At 39.6% G+C, this 19,678-nt stretch carries 19 protein-coding genes; 9 read left to right on the forward strand and 10 right to left on the reverse strand.

The window, feature by feature from the left end:
- Positions 1–304 precede the first annotated feature (304 nt).
- Positions 305–4,807, forward strand: coding sequence for a PAS domain-containing protein (locus tag ACNKW3_RS09640; RefSeq protein WP_427399082.1), 4,503 nt, complete (start codon positions 305–307; stop codon positions 4,805–4,807).
- Between the two features lie 135 nt (positions 4,808–4,942).
- On the opposite strand, the gene ACNKW3_RS09645 is transcribed toward ACNKW3_RS09640, so the two are convergent.
- Together ACNKW3_RS09645 and ACNKW3_RS09650 are read right to left on the reverse strand one after the other, a co-directional pair.
- Positions 4,943–5,359, reverse strand: coding sequence for a hypothetical protein (locus ACNKW3_RS09645; protein WP_427399083.1), 417 nt, complete (start codon positions 5,357–5,359; stop codon positions 4,943–4,945).
- A 2-nt stretch (positions 5,360–5,361) separates the two neighbouring features.
- Entirely contained in the window at positions 5,362–5,775 is a 414-nt protein-coding gene (locus tag ACNKW3_RS09650) for a hypothetical protein (RefSeq protein WP_427399084.1), read from the reverse strand.
- 516 nt (positions 5,776–6,291) lie between these two features.
- Between ACNKW3_RS09650 and ACNKW3_RS09655 the strand changes: the two genes are divergently transcribed.
- Both ACNKW3_RS09655 and ACNKW3_RS09660 read left to right on the forward strand, forming a co-directional pair.
- Positions 6,292–6,855: an acyloxyacyl hydrolase gene (locus ACNKW3_RS09655; RefSeq protein ID WP_427399085.1), complete on the forward strand. Its 564-nt coding sequence runs from the start codon at positions 6,292–6,294 to the stop codon at positions 6,853–6,855.
- Positions 6,856–7,088: 233 nt separating this feature from the next.
- Positions 7,089–7,883, forward strand: coding sequence for a nucleotidyltransferase domain-containing protein (locus ACNKW3_RS09660; RefSeq protein WP_427399086.1), 795 nt, complete (start codon positions 7,089–7,091; stop codon positions 7,881–7,883).
- Between the two features lie 46 nt (positions 7,884–7,929).
- On the opposite strand, the gene ACNKW3_RS09665 is transcribed toward ACNKW3_RS09660, so the two are convergent.
- The 3 genes from ACNKW3_RS09665 to ACNKW3_RS09675 all read right to left on the reverse strand — a co-directional run bounded on the left by ACNKW3_RS09665 (position 7,930) and on the right by ACNKW3_RS09675 (position 10,962).
- A complete protein-coding gene (locus tag ACNKW3_RS09665; RefSeq protein ID WP_427399087.1) occupies positions 7,930–8,805 on the reverse strand; it encodes a hypothetical protein in 876 nt (291 codons plus the stop codon).
- 180 nt (positions 8,806–8,985) lie between these two features.
- On the reverse strand, positions 8,986–9,954 hold the full coding sequence (locus tag ACNKW3_RS09670; protein WP_427399088.1) for a GlxA family transcriptional regulator: 969 nt from the start codon (positions 9,952–9,954) through the stop codon (positions 8,986–8,988).
- Positions 9,955–10,962: a DJ-1/PfpI family protein gene (locus ACNKW3_RS09675; RefSeq protein WP_427399089.1), complete on the reverse strand. Its 1,008-nt coding sequence runs from the start codon at positions 10,960–10,962 to the stop codon at positions 9,955–9,957. It abuts the gene before it with no gap.
- Between the two features lie 253 nt (positions 10,963–11,215).
- On the opposite strand from ACNKW3_RS09675, the gene ACNKW3_RS09680 reads away from it, so the two are divergent.
- The 5 genes from ACNKW3_RS09680 to ACNKW3_RS09700 all read left to right on the forward strand — a co-directional run bounded on the left by ACNKW3_RS09680 (position 11,216) and on the right by ACNKW3_RS09700 (position 15,946).
- Complete coding sequence (locus ACNKW3_RS09680; protein ID WP_427399090.1) at positions 11,216–11,905, forward strand: 3-keto-disaccharide hydrolase; 690 nt, start codon at positions 11,216–11,218, stop codon at positions 11,903–11,905.
- A 59-nt stretch (positions 11,906–11,964) separates the two neighbouring features.
- On the forward strand, positions 11,965–13,644 hold the full coding sequence (locus ACNKW3_RS09685; RefSeq protein WP_427399091.1) for a GMC family oxidoreductase: 1,680 nt from the start codon (positions 11,965–11,967) through the stop codon (positions 13,642–13,644).
- 1 nt (position 13,645) lies between these two features.
- Positions 13,646–14,422: a gluconate 2-dehydrogenase subunit 3 family protein gene (locus ACNKW3_RS09690; RefSeq protein WP_427399092.1), complete on the forward strand. Its 777-nt coding sequence runs from the start codon at positions 13,646–13,648 to the stop codon at positions 14,420–14,422.
- Between the two features lie 75 nt (positions 14,423–14,497).
- Positions 14,498–15,175 (forward strand): alpha/beta fold hydrolase, encoded by a 678-nt coding sequence (locus ACNKW3_RS09695; protein WP_427399093.1) that lies wholly within the window; start codon positions 14,498–14,500, stop codon positions 15,173–15,175.
- A gap of 144 nt (positions 15,176–15,319) precedes the next feature.
- Positions 15,320–15,946, forward strand: a complete 627-nt coding sequence (locus ACNKW3_RS09700; protein ID WP_427399094.1) for a MarC family protein — start codon at positions 15,320–15,322, stop codon at positions 15,944–15,946.
- Positions 15,947–16,052: 106 nt separating this feature from the next.
- On the opposite strand, the gene ppiC is transcribed toward ACNKW3_RS09700, so the two are convergent.
- The 5 genes from ppiC to ACNKW3_RS09725 all read right to left on the reverse strand — a co-directional run bounded on the left by ppiC (position 16,053) and on the right by ACNKW3_RS09725 (position 18,570).
- Positions 16,053–16,331, reverse strand: a complete 279-nt coding sequence (ppiC, locus tag ACNKW3_RS09705) for a peptidylprolyl isomerase PpiC (RefSeq protein ID WP_427399095.1) — start codon at positions 16,329–16,331, stop codon at positions 16,053–16,055.
- A 37-nt stretch (positions 16,332–16,368) separates the two neighbouring features.
- The gene (locus ACNKW3_RS09710; protein WP_427399096.1) at positions 16,369–16,815 is read right to left on the reverse strand and encodes a hypothetical protein; all 447 of its coding nucleotides are present in this window, start codon (positions 16,813–16,815) and stop codon (positions 16,369–16,371) included.
- A gap of 62 nt (positions 16,816–16,877) precedes the next feature.
- Entirely contained in the window at positions 16,878–17,477 is a 600-nt protein-coding gene (locus tag ACNKW3_RS09715; protein WP_427399097.1) for a hypothetical protein, read from the reverse strand.
- Positions 17,478–17,522: 45 nt separating this feature from the next.
- A complete protein-coding gene (locus ACNKW3_RS09720; RefSeq protein ID WP_427399098.1) occupies positions 17,523–17,765 on the reverse strand; it encodes a hypothetical protein in 243 nt (80 codons plus the stop codon).
- A gap of 151 nt (positions 17,766–17,916) precedes the next feature.
- Positions 17,917–18,570: a hypothetical protein gene (locus tag ACNKW3_RS09725; protein ID WP_427399099.1), complete on the reverse strand. Its 654-nt coding sequence runs from the start codon at positions 18,568–18,570 to the stop codon at positions 17,917–17,919.
- A gap of 324 nt (positions 18,571–18,894) precedes the next feature.
- On the opposite strand from ACNKW3_RS09725, the gene ACNKW3_RS09730 reads away from it, so the two are divergent.
- Complete coding sequence (locus tag ACNKW3_RS09730; RefSeq protein ID WP_427399100.1) at positions 18,895–19,662, forward strand: hypothetical protein; 768 nt, start codon at positions 18,895–18,897, stop codon at positions 19,660–19,662.
- Positions 19,663–19,678 lie beyond the last annotated feature (16 nt).

The following is a 19,678-nucleotide window of genomic DNA, read 5'->3' on the forward strand; positions in this document are numbered from 1 at the left end:
GCCCTAAATTGTTAAATCAAAGTTAACATGGGTTATAAAACAGAATATTTCCCCTTTCAATTATTAAAATTGCTGAAATCCTTGTGATTTCAGTTAGTTCCTGATTTTTACTACAAAAAGGCGGCTAGGTTGCCGATAAGACAGATGGAGTACCGTTAACATTTCCAATTAGGTATTAAAGCCGATAACTGGTATTCACAAATACACTTTAATAAGCCCCTAAAAGGGGTATTTTTAGAGAGTCAAAAAAACCGTATACCCTGTTGAGTAGTGCCTGATTATGCTAAATATATTGGAGAATATCTTGTCTTTTAATATGTTCACTTCGAATTTGTTATCAAGTGACATCAATCCTCTGCTATCTATTTTTCAAGATATTCTGAAAGATAAATCGAATACTGATATCGCTGATTTGGCCCAATTATCATCTTTTGTAGTTTTGGGGATTTTTGCGTTTTTAATTATTTATCTGTTTGTTCTCAAGTCGTCGAAAAACAAACTTGCGCGCAAGCAAGCTGCCAATGAACAAGATCTGCAAAACTTACCGACAGGCATAGTTACTCTAGATACAGACGGGCGAATCTTGAACGTAAATGGCTATGGCGCCAAGCTCTTAGGGCGAGAGATAGATAAGTTAAAAGGGCTTAATTTTGCTGAGTTGTTTCGCACAGAAGAAAAAGACAATGTGAATGACGCGCTCAACGCTGAAGAAGCAAAGATTCAAGCCACTGCCCGAGCCAGTAATCTGATTCTAGGAATAAATTTGGGCCAGATGACAGCTGCTTCAGGTTATAAACAACGCAGAATAACTTTATTTGATATTAATAACTTACAGCGGGCGTATAGCAAAGAAAAACAAACTAATAGACAAACTACTCAACTTCTCCAGCAATCTCAGCTAGGTCGTTTAACAGGTAATTTAAAAGATAAACAACTTAAGTTGGATGATATTGCACAAACCATTTGTTGTCATTACGACCATAAAAAGACAGAAGTCGAACTCGGTCAGGTGAGTGAGCGCGTACATCCAGCTGATGTAGAGTTATGGAAGCGCCTGTTAGATAATTTTGCGCTAAAAGGCCAGGCAAATGAGCAACTAAGGCTATTAACTTCAGATTGTGTACCTAACGACGAAAACTTAACTTTTTCGCTTTGCCAACTAAAATTATTCGCTATTGGTGAACCCGAAGAAGGTCGCCATAATGCATTTGAAGCTATTATTTCTACTTCTCCAGCCTTAGCAGAAAAAACAGAGCAGTTAGTTTTTGCTGAAAATCGCTATCAAGCTATGCTCAATGCAACACCCAATCCAATGTATATCATTAATGATGCTGGGCAGATTATTCAACATAACCATCCATTTAGTTCACTCGCCAGAATCGTAAATCCAAAGGCAAATTCTCAAAATCTATTTGATATGGGCGTGTTGCCAGACCAAGCATTGGCGTTGCATAAGAGTACCAATCAACTTTCGAATTTTGCTCAGCAGATTGAGTGTAAATTAGAGTGTCATGATGGCAGAGTCTTGCAAATTCGTTTGTTTGTTTCTTTCTTCAAGAAAACAGATTATTTAGCCAAAACCGAAACTCGATACGCTATCGGCACTATTGTCGATTTAACCCAGTTAGTCGATGCCAAACAACAGCTAGATGAAGAACGTGCCCAATTAGATAATCTATTAAGTTTAGCGCCGGTTGCCATTGCTACAATAGACGCTGAAGATCGCGTCATCATGGCGAACCACCAGATGCTAGAGCGCTTAAAGTATAGTGAAGGGGAACTTAAGCACGGTAATTTCTATCAATTATTTGCCGATGCGGCGCAAGCAGGCACTGCCGCGAAAAAGCTGTCGCAAACTGGCCAGTTGAGAGGTTTCCACGCTAAGCTAAAAGATAAAGAAAACAAATTACATCCAAGCGAACTTCACATTGATCTGATTAATCGAGAGAAACAAGAATATTTGTGTTGGATCGCTGACCGTTCGGATGAACAGTTCCAACAAGACAAGTTTGAAAGTCTGTTGGAAAACAGCAGTATGCCAATGGCGATTCTAGGTAATGATGGCTTTAGTAAAGTCAATGAAGCTGCAACCAACTTCTTTGCTGCCCGTGATGAATATGAGTTACGCAATTTAATGCCATATTCGACTAATTTAAATGCCGACGAATATAAAGCCGACGAGTTAAAGCGACTCATTGATCAAATTAAACTAACTGGAAAAGTATTTTCTCATACTTGGGAATATCAAGTTGGAGAAACCAAGTTGCCTTGTGAAGCTACTTTTGTGCCGATTTTCAAAGATAAACAATTAGAATCCATCTTGTGTATTTGGATGGATAAACGCGAGTTGAAAAAAATCGATCAAGCTAGAATTGAGGCGATCAATTTACAACAAGCGGCGCAACGGGAAATTCAAGAGAAACAGAAATTGCTCTCTAACAGCCAAGATCAGTTGGCGGATAAAATGCGCTCGTTGGCAAATACCGAACAAAAATTACGTTCAGTACAAGTACAGTTTGATGAAACCCGTTCCGAATATACGCAGCTTAAAGAACAGCATGAATCAGTTAATGAAAACTTAATGCAGTTACAACATCAGTATACGCAGTCTCGTAACATGCTGGCTGATGCTCAGCAAGCAAACCAAGATCTGCAACAGCAACTGGACTCTTCCAGCGAACAAGTGAAAGGCTTAAATCATCAACGTGAACAAATCGCCGAAGCACTAAGACAAAGTGAAGACAGATACAAAGATGCGAAAGCTGCCCTAGCATTGAGTGAAGAAAATGCCCGTGAATTGCAATCTCAACTGCAAGACGAAAAAGGTAAGATGAACACCTTAATTGGGCAAATGACTAAAATGAAGAATGCGGTGTCGGATAAAGATGCGCAAATACATCAGGTCAGCAATCAGATACAAGCTTTGCAGTCTCAATTGACCAGTTCAACTAACGTCACTGAGAACTTGAAACAACAGTTGGAAAATCAACGTAAAGCAAGTGAAGAGGCACAAAAGCAAAAACGCCAGATCGAAGAAACCTATAATTTAGCTCAAGCTGAATTGCGTACAAAAGAACGCCATCTTGAACACATGCAAAGTGAAATGCAAAAGCTGGAAGAAATGTCGAATCAAGAAAAAGGCGACATGCAAGCCCAGCAAGAAGCCTTGAAACAGGAGCTCTTGGCTAAACAAGATCAATTGCAGTCAACTAAAGATGCACTGTTAACAGCACAACAAGCTGCTGAACAAGAGAAACAGGCACGGGATCAACAAGAAGCTGAGTTGAAGAAATTACAGCATGAGTTGTCTGAAGCGGAAACCCACGCAGCTCAGAAGCAAGCTGAAATGGCGCAAAAAGAACAGCAACGCAGAGAGTTACAAGAAAAGCTTGCCCGTGAGTTGAAAGCCAAACAACTACAGTTACAGCAAACAGAGCAAGTTCTTAGTCAGAGCAAACAACAAACTGAAGCAGAAAAAGCTGAAAAAGAACAGCAACGTCAGCTATATGAAAAACTCAAAGGCGAGTTAAAAGACATCGAACAACGCTCTGCTGAACAAGAAGCTAAGATTAATCAAAGTGACGAGCAGTGGCAGAAAGATAAATCTGCTATGCGCGAAGAAATTGACGCTAAACGCGAGCAATTGTTACAAACCAAAACTGCCCTTGATGATATTCAACAACAGGCTGATAAAGAGCGTTTAACACGTATAGAGCAAGAGCAGAAACTTAAACAGCTAGCCCTAGAGTTAAGTGATGTTGAACAACGGGCACAAAAACAACAGCAAATGTTGGAAAGTAGTGAAGAGCAATGGCATAAGCATCACGCCGAAATTGAACAGCAGAAACAACAATTACAGAAAGCTTTGGCCGAAGCTACAGAACAAAATCAAATGTTGCAAGGTCAGTTAACGGGTAAGTTAGATGCGCTTAAACAAGCGGAGAATCAGGTTACTGAATCTCAGACGGGTGAACAGGCGTTGCAACAAGAGTTAGAGCAAGCGCGTGCCGCGCGTGAGGCTTTAGAAGAGAAAATTGCATCTCAAGCTGAAAAAGAAAAACAACTGCAACAGCAGTTATCCGAGCAACAACAGGCAATCGAGGCCAAAGAAGCTTCAATTCATGAGTTAGAAGGCAAACAAAAAGCCTTGGCAGACGAGCTAGCAAAAGTGCAGCAGGATTATGCGCAAAGTAAAGAGAGTTTATCCAATCAGCATGATAGTCATTCAAACTTATCTACTCAATTAGAGGAATTGGAAAAGGCACTGGCCGATAGCAAGCAATTATTGGCAGATAAAGAAAATGCGCTGCAAAAAGCACAGTCGGATTTACAAGACAGCCAAAGCAAGTTGTCGGAACAAGAGGAAGCTTTGATCAGTGCTCACAAACAAGAATTAGAGGACGCTTCTAAGGAAGAAGGTGCAGCTAGACGACGTCCACAAATTGAAAAATTGGATATGCCACCACGACCAACTGATTGGTTTGATTTATTGCCTTATCTTCAAAAACAAGGTGAGATTGAATCACTACCTAAGGCTCTAGCAGAACTGATTGACGGATTAGAATCTAATTTGAGTGAGACTGAATCTGCGATAGTTGAAAACGATGTATCGGGTATATTTAGAGGCACCAAAGAGCTTATTAGAATTGCTCATGAGGTAAATTCGGAGGTTCTTACAGATATGCTTTCAGACATCGAAAACGACTGTAAAAGCGGTATGGTGGACAACGTGTCAATCCGCTGGCCAGCAGCTAAACAGAGCTTAGAGAAAACCTTAAGAGTGGTATATTCCCACCTGCACGGGTAAACAAATAATAATGGAGCGGTAAGTAAATAATGGAGCCGTAGTTCATTATTTCGGGAAAATATCCTAGGGTTTTTAATTTAGTTGAGAAATAATGAACTACGGCTCCATTATTTAAATGAACTACGGCTCCATTATTTACTTTCTACCATTCGGTTTGGGGTAGGTTTCTTCTCGGAATTGTTCTTGGCCAGTCATGTCATACATGAAGTAGCCTTTTATGGTCACGGGTAAAGTGCCGAGGTCATCAAATACCTCGTCCCAGAACTGCCATCCTGCTCTTTTCCCACAATAAAAGTGTAAAAATACATTATTTTGTTGTTTTCTTGGGGCACTTTCTAAGAGACAAACTTCCTGTTCGAAAACGCGTTTGTACAAATGAGGTATTTCATAGCCTATCCAATCCATGCTGCACTTTATGGCTTTCATACGTTTGGCGTCTGGTTTTTTCTTACGTACACTCGCAGTTGGCCATTGGCTAAAGGCTTCAAACACTAATTTTGCAAGTTCATCATCCTGATAGGTCAGTATTAACGAAATATGTATGGCTGACATTGCTAGTTCTTCGCGTCTAATGCCAATAAATCAATCTTTACCAAACATACCGGATAATCAGGTTCGTATTCATAATCCTCAATATTGGTTAAACAATCAGCGTGGTTATGTTTTTCGCCATCCTGCATTCTTTCAAAAATGGCAGCTCCATCGTCATCTAGAGCAATCAAACTAGGTAAATAATAATCATAAACCACAAAGGATGCGTGGGTTGTTTGGGGAAATTCAATGAAAGCTTCAGCTTCGTAGATTTGATATCCAGCATGCCCTTCTTCGGTGGATTCGATGACTAAGTATTTTCCTCCTTGGGAAAACCCCCATAAATACGACTGGCCGACCATGGAGCTTTCTTCGTTAACGAGAAAACGAAACCTACCAGCTTGTGTTTTTTCAAATAATAAAAGGTCATCATACATAGGCTCATAACCTTGTGTTCTGGCCTCGCATAATTGGTTGTTAGAATTAGGAATTGCAAAGCATTCCAACGATAGCGTTTCCGATCCGGCTGTGACAGAAAAGGTCAACAAGCAAACTATGAAGCAACAAGCGGCGGTAAAACAAGTTCTAATCGAGAGCATCTTATTCAGTTTCGTTAATAGTTAATTAAGACCATTTCAGTGTAAGAAATATAAAATTATGCCAATCCAAATACAAGGCAGTCCTGTTTGTTTCAAATCTTTTTAAAATAGTGGAGAGCAATAGAACTTTTCATCATTCAACATTGATTTATATAGATTTATTTCCAAATAGTGAGAAAAGATTTCATAGTCTAGCATCCTAAAAGCCCCGTAATCTAATTAACCGATTGATTTTTATTGTAAAAAACAAGTGGTCCGATGTTTGCTGGGTGAATACCATCAATAAATGCTGATCGTCAATCAAGGAGTTGATCAGCTAACGTTAAAATTTTCCTGTAAATTTCCGGAGTAGTGATGTTGTATAGAGTTTTTTCAGTAATTTTCATTTGCGTTGTTTTTATCCTTCCGTCAAAGCAAGCTCAAAGTGCCGAAATCAGTAATTATTTAGGCGCGGCTTCCATAGAATACATGATGGGTTCAGGGGACCTACATGGTGTTCGAGCGGCTATTAGATTACCTTTTTACCATGAATTAGATATGCCTTGGATTGGCCCAATAAATGTTGAATATGAACTTAGTGCCAATGTTTTTGATATTCACGGTAGCTCTAACAATGAGGCAACTTATGGTGCGTCTTTTTCACCTGTATTGGTAAAACGAATAGCAGAATGGCGGAATCATTACCCAATAGACCTTGAAGTGGGTATTGGTGTTGCTTATGTGCACGATGAACGTTTTGGCGGTACTGACATTGGTAGTTCTTACCAATTCGAAGATCGAATAGGTCTTTCTATGAAACTGGGTGAAGACAGTAATGCGGAAATCGGTCTTCGCTATGTCCACTATTCCAACGGGGGGTTTAACACAAAAAATCCAGGATTAGATTTTCTTAGTTTTCTCTACTTACAAAGGTTTTAATTTACGGAACTTGGAAAAGGGTTTTTGTTCGATTTTTTTGGATAAATTTGCCAATCATATCAACAAGTTTTTTAACCTGAGCTCCCTCTAAAGCCGCTAAAAAATATAGTTAACAATATTCAATCGCCAAAAGCGTTGAGTTATCAAGATCAATTTATTATCCTAAGGTGCTGCGCTAATTTTACCGCACTAACTGCTTTTGCAGTTCAAACTTCAAATTTCAAAGGTAAAATATGAAATATCCAAGCACGCTTCCAGTAGCACAGCGCCTTATCCTCGAGCGGATAGTCGACAGCCTTTCTCAAGATCAACGAATTTTAGCCATAGGCGGTAGTGGTTCCTTTGCTTCAAATTCCATGGACGAATATAGTGATTTAGATTTGGTTATCGTAATAAACCCTGATAACTATGACGAGGTAATGCAACAAAGGATAAATATTCTAGACACAATTGAAGGTAAAATTGCCGCTTTCACAGGTGAGCACGTGGGAGAGCCTAGACTGATAATCAGTTTATTTACTCCAGGCCTAATACACGTGGATTTTAAGTTTGTTTCATTGTCTGACGCGGCAGCACGCGTAGATGATACGCAAGTTATTTGGGAAAGAAATGGTGTATTAACTGAAATCTATACCAATTCTACCCATCACTATCCTCAGCCTGATATTCAATGGATAGAAGATAGATTCTGGGTATGGATGCACTATGCCACAGGTAAAATAGCTCGAGGAGAATATTTCGAAGCATTAGAGTTCTTATCTTTTTTAAGATTTATAGTGCTTTCGCCTTTAGCTTTAAAGCAACACGGCCTTACACCTTCAGGTGTCAGATGGATTGAAAAGCGATTGCCAGAATTTAGTCAGCAATTGAAGGCAACAGTCGCGAATGTGAATCGCGAGTCTTTGGTTTCAGCCTATGAAAATGTCATTAGTATCTATTTGGAATTAAGAGAAAATGAGCAGGTCGAGATTAATCAGCAAGCGCAAACTTTAACGCTAGAATATTTTAAGCAGAAACTAACGAGCTAATCTATTCCATCACAACACAGGCAACCCCAAGGTTGCCCATGTAAAATTACACAAATTCAGCAGAATGAATCAATCTTTGTTGTTCGAACTCGTGCGTTGGGGCAACAAATGGTCTAAAACCTTCAATCATGGTTAATACATAGAGTGCGCGGTTTGGTCGACCGTTTCCATCTGCAAATCCATGAGTGCGAGTAAAAGCACCAAGAAAATAACAGGCAAAATTGTCCCAATCGTCATCAGATAACAAATGGGTACGTGCGCCTATGGTACGAACCATATGGGCAACTTTTCTTTGCATCATTTTTGCAGCGCCTGAACTGGGCCAAGGTTGTTCAACATTTAGCGGTCTGCGGTCATGTATAGAGCCTTTAGGAACGAGACGGTCGTGAAGATACTCAAGAGTTTCTAACTGAAAAACCGAACGATTAGAGTGTCTTGCTTCGATAATGACATTAGCTATCTCCATGACTGACATTTCGTTACTATTTGAGCAACTATCTATCCATTTTGCACCTTTGACTGCGTCAAGATCTCTTGGGTTCGCACCGTACTGTGCTTCAGGAATTGAATTAGCCGTTGTACGTAAACCCGTAGCGAGTTGGTTTACAAAGGCTTTTCTAAAAATGCCTTCCACATATTTACCGGTTCTCAATATTCTGGTTCTTTGTCGCACAAGCATTTGACAAAGGCCAAACTTATCCTCCTCCCAATTCCTACTCGTTAGCACTAGTCCAGACAACTTGTATTTATTGGTATACATCCAAAATATGTCTTTAAGAGATTCTTCCGCTATGGGATACCCAATCACGGCTGCTAGTGCATGATACTCTCTTTCGTTTCTTATGAGCGTTTGAAACTGCGCTAGATTTAGCATAGTTTGCGGCTCGCTAATGCGAATTTTTTTCTTCCCAAACAACGACATAAGGCAACTAATCCTTTAATAAAATAGTTCTCAGTTAAACAGATATACTTTTATTGATGAGGGAAAGTTGCAGTTGTTTAAGAAATAATTAGGATAGAAAGTTGCTAGATTCTTTTTCTTTGGAACGATTAACCATTTTGCGATATTTAAATTTCTAGCGAATAAACCACTTGAGTTTAATTATCCATTGCCTTCATTTGCGGTAAATCTACCACGATATTCACTAGGCGATATGGAAAATCGTCGATGAAATGCACGTCTAAACGCATCTGCACTCAAGTAACCGCATGCCTGAGAAATCCGCTCAAGGGGCCATTTTTTTTCAACTAAAAGTTGGCGAGCATAATCTAGACGCAAGGTTTCAATGTATTTTGCAGGCGCTTGCCCCATTTTGCGGGTGAATTGTCGATAAAAATTGCGTTCACTCATGGCACAATGATTTGCTAAATCCCCAACACTAAGCTGTCGTTGAAGGTTTTGCATAATAAAGCCCGTTAATGAGGAAAATCCGGTATCTGCTTTTTGTTGAAATTTTAGTGGTTCAGAAAACTGCGCCTGATCACCCGCTCTTCTGTAATGCACAACCAAATATCGGGCAACTTGCGTAGATATTTCAGAGCCTAAATCGTTTTCTACCAAGCGTAAGGCTAAATCAATGCCTGAGGTGATACCAGCAGACGTGGCAAGATCACCATTGTCTACATAGAGATCATTTTCACAGACCTTAACCTTGGGGTAGGTTTTGGCCAGTTCATCAACAAATGCCCAATGGGTTGTGGCTTTTTTACCATCTAACAGCCCTGTTTCAGCAAGTAGAAAAGCACCTGTACATATGCTGGCTATGCGTCTTGTTTGCGGCTTGATTTTTTTTATCCATGAACACAACTTGAGGTGATTTTGTTTATTACGAGCACCAGATCCACCTGGAATAATCAGGGTGTCTAGTTCAGAAATATCAGTAAGAGACACATCCGCAAATATCGCCAAACCAGATTCGCTTTTATAGCTTTCTTGAGACTCCCCGATAAACACAAAGTCATAAGATGCTTTAGCGATTTCCTTTGCCGCTGAGAACACTTCCAATGGCCCAACTAAGTCTTGACTGTTGAGTCCGTTAAAAAGTAAAAAACCGATCTTTTTGGTTAGCATCTAGATGCCTGTATGTTCATCAGAGTGAATTTCTAATGTAATCATATAATGATTCTCATCATTAAGGGTATCTATTGTAACCCTATGCTCCCAATTTTTGCGTTCACCGCCGTCAACGCCAATAAATTGCAGACTATTGTGTTTTTTATTATCGACTAACTTCCAATTTTTGTCTGATTCCATGGCTATTTGATAAAAGGATAATAATTGTGTATCGGTAGTTGACGATGTTGTTGCTTTATAAGTAGTGCGCCAATGACTTTTATTGCCAAAAGAATAGTCACGTTCAAAATCCACATCTTCTGGCCAATTTATATTGTTATCTGGAAAATACATGTCTGCCATTTGTGCTCTTACAAAACCACCAGTCGGGTCCCAATCGTATTCTAAATGCATGGCTAACGTGCGCGCTTTTTCCAAACCCAACACCTTGCTAACCAAGTGTAACGAAGCATCTAAACCAGAGGATAGCCCTGCAGATGTGATTATTTGTCCGTTATCGACAAAGCGTTTCTCTCTTTGCAGATTAACTTTAGGATAATCTTTTTCAAATCCATTAAGTGCTCGGTGAAAGGTGGTTGCTGATTTATTATCTAGCAGTCCTGTTTCAGCCAAAATATACGCACCAGTACAAACGGATAAAAGATACTGAGTTGAAGCCTGCATTTGTTTTAACCATTCTTTGACAGAAGCATCTTGCATCACATCATGCACATTGCCTCCGGGTACTAATATCGCGTCAACTTGAGGCATATTTGCAAAGCTAAAGGTAGGTGTGACATCCAGACCCATTACGGTTTTAATTGGTTCACCATCAGTTGAAACGGTAAAAACATCAAATCCAGCTTGCCCAAAAACTTCATAAGGCCCAGCAAAATCTATAATCTGAACATCATCGAACATGAGTATAGCGACTTTATATTTTGCGTCAGCGGAAGCGAATGTGGATGAAACTACGAGTAAAAATAGAATTAAATAATACCAAATAGTTTCTAATAAATGTTTCATGGTTGAAGTCCTTAACAATTTAACTTCAGCCTATTTTATATATTTCAATATTGGCAGTTAGCCACATTTACGACAATTTATGCCAATCATATATTTTTATAAAAACGATAACCAAAAGGTCGGACCATTTTTAGCGCAAATAGCGCCTCATTGATATCGACAAACTTAGACATGGCTTGTATTGTTCAAATCTATGTTTTCAACAAGCTAAAAATATAATCAATAGGCTTGTGCATTTTCCGAAGGACTTCAAATGACTAAACCATTTTTTTCTCTTTTCCTGATACTTCTTTCTAGTTTTATTTATGCGTCTGATAATCAATTAACACCAAGGGAAAAGGCCGATGGCTGGCAGCTGCTTTTTGATGGTAAAGACATGTCTCAATGGCGCAATTTTAAGCAAGCAGATTTAAATCCATTATGGGTGATCGAAGATGGGGCGATGAAACTCAGCGGTCCTAATGGTGGAGATATTATAACCAAGAATAGCTACAAGAATTTCGATTTCAAAATCGACTGGAAAATTGCCAAAGCAGGTAACAGTGGAATTCTCATAATGGCGGATGAAGAAGGTAAGTATATCTTTTCACATGCGCCAGAAATTCAAATTTTAGATAACGAACGCCACAGTGACAATAAACTTGAAGATCATCTTTCTGGCTCCCTTTACGATATGGTAGCGCCGCATGAATCTTCATTTAAACCTGCTGGCGAATGGAATTCTGTACGTATTCGATTGGAGGATAATCTGCTGCAAGTTTGGCAAAACGATGTCATGACCACTAATATCGTGGTCGGCAGTCTTACTTGGGATAAATTAGTTAAGGCCAGTAAGTTCGCCACCTGGGAAGGCTTTGGAAAAAATGCTCAAGGGCATATAGGTTTGCAAGATCATGGCGATCAAGTTTGGTTTAAGAACATTAAAATCAAATCTCTAGATTGATCACGATGTTTTGTATACCAAGCTAAACAACAGAAGAATAAAAATAAGGAGTTGTAACTATGTCTGATAAAGTCCATCAGGTAGTTGTCGTAGGTTCTGGCGCCGGTGGTGCTATGGCCGCCTATGAACTGACCAAAGCCGGTATTCCTGTATTAATGCTAGAAGCAGGTAGAGATTATGATCCTAAAACCGAAACACCTATGTTCAATACAAATTATCAAGCGCCGTTAATGGGCACAAGTAACGTAGACAAAGATTTCGGATTTTATGACGCTACTGTGGATGGCGGTTGGACGGTGCCTGATGAGCCATATACCACAGGTGAAGGTTCAGAATTTTTATGGTGGCGAGCACGCATGTTAGGCGGGCGGACCAATCACTGGGGACGTTATTCCTTAAGGTTTAGCGAACATGATTTTAAAGGCAAATCAAGAGACGGCTTGGGGGCGGATTGGCCGTTTGAATATGATGATATTGCCCCTTGGTATGACAAGACGGAATCTCTGATTGGGGTTTGCGGTGCAAATATGGATTTAGACGATATGCCTAAATCTTCCCCTGGCGTTTTACAACCACCGCCTAAACCTAGAGTACCCGAACTATTGGTAGCGGCAGCTGCAAAGAAGCTTGGTATAGCATTAGCGCCAATGCATAGGGCGGTATTAACTCAGCCGCTAGATGACAGACAAAAATGTTTTTATGCCACTAGTTGTGGTCGAGGTTGCTCTATCGGCGCAGCATTTCAAACCACAACCTCACTGATCCCCATGGCTAAGGCTACGGGATTGTTAGAGGTTGTAACCGATGCCATGGTGAGCCAAGTTAACACAGATGCTGATGGTAAAGTAACAGGCGTCACTTATGTTAACAAAAAGACCTCAAAATCAAATACTGTTAATGCAAAGATCGTTATATTAGCGGCTAGTGCCTGCGAAAGTGCGCGCATAATGCTCAATTCTAAAAGTGACAAACACCCCAATGGTGTTGCTAATTCCAGTGGACAGGTTGGGCGTAACATTATGGACTCTACAGGTACTGGATTAGGTGCCACTATCCCTTTATTGAAAAATCGTCCTCGGTATAACGAAGATGGTCACACAGCAAATCATTTATTTGTACCCTGGTGGGGACATGAGCAACAAGCTAAGGGCGAATTAGATTTTCCTCGCGGATACCATTTTGAAATTGGTAGCGGTTTTCGCGAACCTGGTGCTTATGTATCAGGGAATTTCCAAGGTTACGGTGATCAGTTAAAAGACGAAGTAAAATCCAATTATGGCGCCGGTGTCTATTTTGCTCTAAGAGGCGAGATGCTACCAAACGATAACTGCTATATGGAAATCGATGAGGAAGTTAAAGATAAATGGGGTATCCCAGTGGCGAAATTCCATTGGAAGTGGTCTGAACATGAAATTAATCAAGTGGCTCATGGGTTAAAAACAGCCAAGGAAATTTTAACTACAATGGGCGCCGAGGTTGGTGAATTGCCTGCACCAGAAGATGCAATTCTAAAAGGTGGACAAATCATTCATGAGGTTGGTGCTACTCGCATGGGAAAATCACCAAAAGACTCGGTTTGTAATCAGTGGGGGCAAACCTGGGATTGCGACAACTTGTTCGTGATGGATGGTGGTGTCTTTGCCTCAAATCCACATAAAAATTGTACCCTTACCATTTTGACTTTAGCCATGCGAAACGCCAATCATTTAGCTGGCCAAATTCAACAGGGAGTTTATTAAGATGACTGTTGATAAAGATAATTTTAAACAACAAGAAATGTCATACACGCCAAGCATGACTAGACGAGAAAGCCTGAAATGGTTAGGTATTTTGGCGGCCAGCGCAGCTTTGCCAAGTTTGGGAGCTTGTTCAGACGTCGTTAGCTCTAAGGATGCAAACTTAACGGCGGGGCATTGGCCGAAGTTAGATTTAGCGCCAATAAGTGCAAAGGGCTATGGTAAAGATCCTAATATGGTTATTCCGCCAGAATCACCTTGGCCGCTAACGTTATCGCAATCGCAATTACAACAAGTGGCTGTGGTGGCCGACATTATTCTGCCAGGAAAAGATGGTAATCCAGCGGCATCTAAAATCAAGGTACCGGACGTTGTAAATGAATGGATAAGTGCTCCTTATTCTGCTCAGCAGCGAGATCGAATAACCTTTTTAACACTGTTGGCTTGGTTAGATGACGAAGCAAAAATGCGGTTCAAAAAAGATTTCATATCTTGCTCTAGTGTGCAAAGACTGCAAATAATTGACGATATTGCTTATCAGCACGAGAAGGTATCAGAGGCATTTGCACCACCAACGTCTGCATTTTCACGTTTTCGCAGTTTTGTACTAGCGGCCTATTTTTGTTCGCCAACAGGCATTAAAGAATTAGGCTATCAAGGCAATGTACCCATTGCTGGGGATTACCCTGGCCCAACTGATGAGGCCATGGCACACTTAGACGATGTGCTAGATAAACTAGGTTTGTCAGAGTTTGCTTTTACTATGCCAAGCACTGACTAAAACGTTAACTTTCGACTGCAAGTCACTAAGACTTGCAGTCTCACATAATTGTTTTTACTTAGTGGATTTTCGTCATTGAAACTTATTTTGTTACCAGGAATGGACGGAACGGGAGATTTATTCCAACCCTTACTAGAGCAACTCCCAAATTCTTTAGATATTGAAGTTATTCCGTTAAATAGTTTAGAGGGGAATTCATATTCTGAACAGATAAATGAAATTGTGACTAAATTAGGCAACCATCCAATTACCCTTATAGCCGAATCCTATTCAGGTAGAATTGCTTATGAACTCGCTAGAATTCTGCGAAATCAGGTAGTACAGATAATATTTATAGCCAGTTTTATAACGCCACCTATATTTCTTTGTAAAATTGGTCAATTTCTACCAAAGAATGCTTTTAATACTAGGTATTTGCCTAGAGCGCTTCTTGATTATATTGGCTTCAGCGGCTTCGGTGACCAAGAGCTAAAGAATTGGATTTCGAGTGTCATTCAAACTGTACCTTCGAAGACCTTTCACCGACGTATTAGCAACATGGCGAATTTATCTCCCCCAGAAGAAAAGCTAGAAGTTGTAACTACTTACCTGCGCCCTACAAATGATCGACTAGTAGAAGCATCGGCTGTTAAGCAATTGACCAAATTTCTACCTAAAACAAATGTAATTAATATTGAAGGTGGGCATTTTATTGCGCAAACAAATCCCTTAATTTGTGCTCAAATAATTATCAATAGAGTCGTTGGAGCCTAATTTTTTATTGTTTTGGCTGACAAATAAAACTTGAATTTGTCCAAATTTGCCCTCATCTACGTACTTAATTGCTTCAAGAACTCAACTAATAGTTTTACGGTCTCAGTAACTTACCTTAGCATTTCACTATATTGTAGATAATTGATGTTTGATAACGTTTTGCACGATTTTTTAATAATTTGGGCTACTATAGATCCTATTGGCACTATGGCTTTGTTTGCCGGGTTGACGGCAACGCTTCCAGCGAAAGAGCGTCGAAAGACCGCTTATAAAACTATCTTGTATGCTTCATTGATTTTGATTGGCTCCATTGTACTTGGCCAAATATTGTTAACATCAATGGGCATCAGTTTATTGTCGTTTCAGGTAGCGGGTGGCATCATACTTTTCCTATTCGGGTTACAAATGATCTTTACCCACAATAATATGGACGAAACTACAGAGCCAAGACACGATATTTCCGTTTTTCCTTTGGCAATACCAGCCACGGCCTCACCCGGTGCTATTCTTGCGGTGATTTTAATCACTGATAACAATCTTTATTCTATTGAAGAGCAAATGGTTACTACTGCTACCATGCTTATTGTACTCTTAATTACCTTGGTATTGATGTTACTTTCTGGCCGCATAATAAGGATGATTGGTTTGGGCGGAGCATCTTTATTGACGCGATTAATGGGCATGATATTAGCTGCACTATCAGTTGAATTTATTTTGGAAGCGTTTGGATTAGAGCAAGGGCTTAATGCAATGGTATCCTTGGTAGGTTAGTTAATTCAGCTGATTTTGGGGCTTACAACATTCGTTGCAATTTATTTCGAGCCTTAAGCGTTGGGCATTCTAACCCCAAGGAAAATGAAGTTGAAATTTGTTGAAACTAATTTCGATATAAAGTCTTAATTAAGTGATATCCGAAGCGGGTTTTAACCGGACCATGCACTACCAAAATATCTTTTTTGAAGACTATATCATCAAATGCCTTCACCATTTGACCGCGTCGAAATTCACCTAGATCACCGCCTTTTTTCCCAGACGGACAAATGGAGTGTTTTTTGGCAAGAGAGCCAAAATCCTTCCCCTTTTTAATTTGATTTAGAATAGATTGAGCTTCGTTCTCGGTTTTTACTAAAATATGCAGCGCGCAGGCTATAGACATTATTTATCCTAAGCAACTTTATATGTATGTGCCTATTCTACTCCAAAAATACCAATTCAAATTCATTAATTATTTGAGGTGCTGGAATTTTAATAATCCTTTCTGCTTTGCCATTAACATCTAAAAATCGTTGAATTACTACGCTATCCCCCTCAATGCTGACAATTTGGTTCCCTTCTACATTCGCGATACCGTCATCTTGCCAACCACTTACCATGCGTTCGCTAACTGAAATTGGCGGTAATGAAAACACTTTATTGGTAATAGGTAATCCTGGGGTGGTACGTTTTGTTGGCAGGGCAATTATTTGATAGTTAACCGGAATATACATTTGTCCCAAAGCAGGCAAAGAAAATTGGATTATTGATTCTGAAGCTACTTCGGTAGCATATAAATCATCTCCAATCTGAACCTCACCCAAATCAAGAGTTTCTAGTTGTCCTGACACTCCTGCAACCAGCGCATCAGCGGCAATTTGACTCACTAGCTCCTTAGCTACAACGGTGACTCGTTGAGGATTCTGAGGATTATCAAAAGAGGCTGGATCTACATATAATGAATAAGAGATACTATTGTCGAGGTCAAATTGAAAGGATATTGGCGCATAAATGGTCGCTTCAAATACCTCAATGCCGTTAAAATTCCCTGAAATTTCAACACCGTAAATAAAGGCAAAGCCCGGAATTTTGTTCTTGTTGCTTGAAGAGCTGGTACTACATTAAAGTGTTGATCAAACAAAGCTAAGTTTAAATCTGAAGATGCGTTCATTAAGCCTTCTGCCATTTGTTGCGCTATTTGCGTAAACATCATGGCTGCGAGTGTTTCAAAATCCGTGCAATCCGTTTCGCAATAGTCAGGCAGCACAACTAAGGTCAAATCAAGGGACATTGGTTGACATAGGTCATCTTCAGGGTGAATTCTCAAAGGTAATTTCCGGTCGTTATCTTCAACTCGTACTAAGTAGGTAATTCCTGAAACACGAGAGTTATTAGATGAAGAGAAAGCGCTATAAGAATTGCTTTCAAATTCAATATCGTCTTGGCGTATGCGTAAAATCGCTAAATCTCCAATTCTTGAGCGAATCCAATTGGGTACAGCGGTAGTTTCATTCCAGTTGTTATCTTTAAGGTGGGATAAGGACTGCATGACAAAATCTTCGGCAAAGTGATTAAGTCCACTGCGCTCTATAGTTTATAATGTTACCGAATCTAAACTAGGGATAAATTTATTATCTTCGCTGATGCTTAATCTCAGCTGCGCGTTTTCAGAGAAATCTCCATCACCATGGGCCACTAACAATGGAGGTTGTAGAGTATCACCATTGTTTGAAACTAAATTTCCTTCCACGGCGGTTCTTTCGGGAGGGTGCCCGTGACAACCCATTAAAATGAAAGTAATAAGGTATAAAATGGCTGATCCGTTAGCAGTTTTCATAGATTGTCCTCGAGTTACTCTCCCTTTATATAAACAGTGCAGTATAAACTTTGAACAATTAAATAAGATCTATGTATTTACTACCTCAGTTAAATTAAACCTTCCTAAGCGCTTAATTTATTCGACCTTTAAAGGTCTTTAAATTTTTTGATCATAATAAAAAATCCGTCTTTCGGTTTCGTAGTAATAAAACTGCTATTGGCAGCAACAGTAGTGTCACTGTAGAGGAGATAGGAACTGTATTAGCCGGTTCTCTGACCAAAAGTACACCAAATTCCATATCTGAAAAGTCATTTGTGAAAGTTGGATGATCATCACCTATCACCACTACAGGGTCATAGTCGGAATAAAAAGACCCCAAGCTACGATAGAAACCATCGCTATCAGCGTCTTCGCCAAAGAGCATATTCGAAAAAGCAGGTCCTGGAGAAAATACAACTCCCATAATATTGGTGAAATCACGCCATAAATTGACGCCGCCTGCAGTGTGGTCAAGGGTTGCACCTACAGAAGTATTTTCATCTAACGCTGGCGACCAATCTTCAGCAGCGAAAAAAACGTTCATTAGATCAACAACTTCTTGGTTATAAGCTAATCGCCACCCTTCAGGCTGGTAAATGTTTAATGCTTGTTGAATACTCATATTTGCAGTCTCGGGCCATCTTAACCATTCTAATGAATTTCCGCTTACGATTTGCGTATCAGTATTTAAGGTAAATCCGTTGATGGTAAGCAACGACGCTTTAGTTGGAAAAGCCAAAGTAAAAAGAAATAATACCGCAATCTTTAGCAAAAAAGGTTTCATTGTGATTTACCTATGAGCATTTATTTTATCGTTACTTTAGTATAGTTCGAAAAAATTTATATTCTACCCATAGCCTCTGGCTATTCAAACGCTATTTGAATGCTTTTTCACCTAGAGGAAAAATAGATTGCTTTTTTGCAGGGGAGCAATAATCTTTTTAAAAAGTGTAATAAAATAAAACCTTGATACAAGTGAATTCAACACCAAAGCATCGTCGGATTACTTTACATTTGAGTTCAAGTATTTTGCTAACTCTTTGATTTTATTATTCTGGAATAAAACTTGCTGAGCTAATCCCACAGTCGTTTTTTATTTAGTTTTACAATGAAATTTTTATCAGTACTTTTCCTAACGGGGATATTATTCACTTCTTATACCGCTAAATCAGCGTTAGTGACTTATAACTTTGAAGGATATGCAAGCTTTGGTTATGCGGGTAATTCAACAACAGAAGGATATGTGGTTCGAAATTGGTTTGGCGCTGAACCTATAGATCCTTCGAGACCTGTGACGTCGCCGGCAAGTATTAAGTTTGCACTAACAGTCGATGATCAAAATTCACCTAATTCGTATACTTCAAGTAATGGCGCTATCGTTGCTGAATATGCCCAATATACACTGGAAAGTTTGACCTTTTGGTTAGGCACTCAAAGTTGGAGTCAAACTCAAGGTGTGCAAATGACGGTTTTAAATGGTATCGCTGAAGATCCCGGATACAATACTCATGACAGAATTTCTTTTTTTAGCCAAGAAGATTCGTTTTTAGGCCTAAACCGCAATCTATCAATGTTAAGTTCGTATTTTGTAGGTCAAGCAGATGAAAACACCTTTTCGATGTCTGATACTTCTGCGCTTGCCTTTTTTAATGACTTACATGATCCAAATAACGAGCGTAATTCACCTACAGGTACATTGAGATATTTGTGGGAAGACCCTACCACTCCAGGTTTCCAATATGTTGGCGAAATAAATTTAGGTAATATTCAACTAACAGCTGTAGAAACCGCCAACGTATCTGCGCCCACGACTTTTTTGATGTTATCTAGCATGCTGCTGATAGGTGGTTTAGCCCAAAAGCAACGTAAAAAATAACGTTAAAATCTTACGA

This window comes from Glaciecola sp. 1036 (genome assembly GCF_050306235.1).
Classification (GTDB): domain Bacteria; phylum Pseudomonadota; class Gammaproteobacteria; order Enterobacterales; family Alteromonadaceae; genus Glaciecola.

Excerpts from the sequence above, each read along its gene's own strand:
- ACNKW3_RS09725 (WP_427399099.1), bottom strand. The coding sequence starts at position 18,570 with ATGAAACCTTTTTTGCTAAAGATTGCGGTATTATTTCTTTTTACTTTG.
- ppiC (WP_427399095.1), bottom strand. The coding sequence starts at position 16,331 with ATGTCTATAGCCTGCGCGCTGCATATTTTAGTAAAAACCGAGAACGAA.
- ACNKW3_RS09680 (WP_427399090.1), top strand. The coding sequence starts at position 11,216 with ATGACTAAACCATTTTTTTCTCTTTTCCTGATACTTCTTTCTAGTTTT.
- ACNKW3_RS09660 (WP_427399086.1), top strand. The coding sequence starts at position 7,089 with ATGAAATATCCAAGCACGCTTCCAGTAGCACAGCGCCTTATCCTCGAG.
- ACNKW3_RS09645 (WP_427399083.1), bottom strand. The coding sequence starts at position 5,359 with ATGTCAGCCATACATATTTCGTTAATACTGACCTATCAGGATGATGAA.
- ACNKW3_RS09650 (WP_427399084.1), bottom strand. The coding sequence starts at position 5,775 with ATGTATGATGACCTTTTATTATTTGAAAAAACACAAGCTGGTAGGTTT.
- ACNKW3_RS09690 (WP_427399092.1), top strand. The coding sequence starts at position 13,646 with ATGACTGTTGATAAAGATAATTTTAAACAACAAGAAATGTCATACACG.
- ACNKW3_RS09715 (WP_427399097.1), bottom strand. The coding sequence starts at position 17,477 with ATGCAGTCCTTATCCCACCTTAAAGATAACAACTGGAATGAAACTACC.
- ACNKW3_RS09720 (WP_427399098.1), bottom strand. The coding sequence starts at position 17,765 with ATGAAAACTGCTAACGGATCAGCCATTTTATACCTTATTACTTTCATT.
- ACNKW3_RS09655 (WP_427399085.1), top strand. The coding sequence starts at position 6,292 with ATGTTGTATAGAGTTTTTTCAGTAATTTTCATTTGCGTTGTTTTTATC.
- ACNKW3_RS09675 (WP_427399089.1), bottom strand. The coding sequence starts at position 10,962 with ATGAAACATTTATTAGAAACTATTTGGTATTATTTAATTCTATTTTTA.
- ACNKW3_RS09665 (WP_427399087.1), bottom strand. The coding sequence starts at position 8,805 with ATGTCGTTGTTTGGGAAGAAAAAAATTCGCATTAGCGAGCCGCAAACT.
- ACNKW3_RS09730 (WP_427399100.1), top strand. The coding sequence starts at position 18,895 with ATGAAATTTTTATCAGTACTTTTCCTAACGGGGATATTATTCACTTCT.
- ACNKW3_RS09700 (WP_427399094.1), top strand. The coding sequence starts at position 15,320 with ATGTTTGATAACGTTTTGCACGATTTTTTAATAATTTGGGCTACTATA.
- ACNKW3_RS09670 (WP_427399088.1), bottom strand. The coding sequence starts at position 9,954 with ATGCTAACCAAAAAGATCGGTTTTTTACTTTTTAACGGACTCAACAGT.
- ACNKW3_RS09685 (WP_427399091.1), top strand. The coding sequence starts at position 11,965 with ATGTCTGATAAAGTCCATCAGGTAGTTGTCGTAGGTTCTGGCGCCGGT.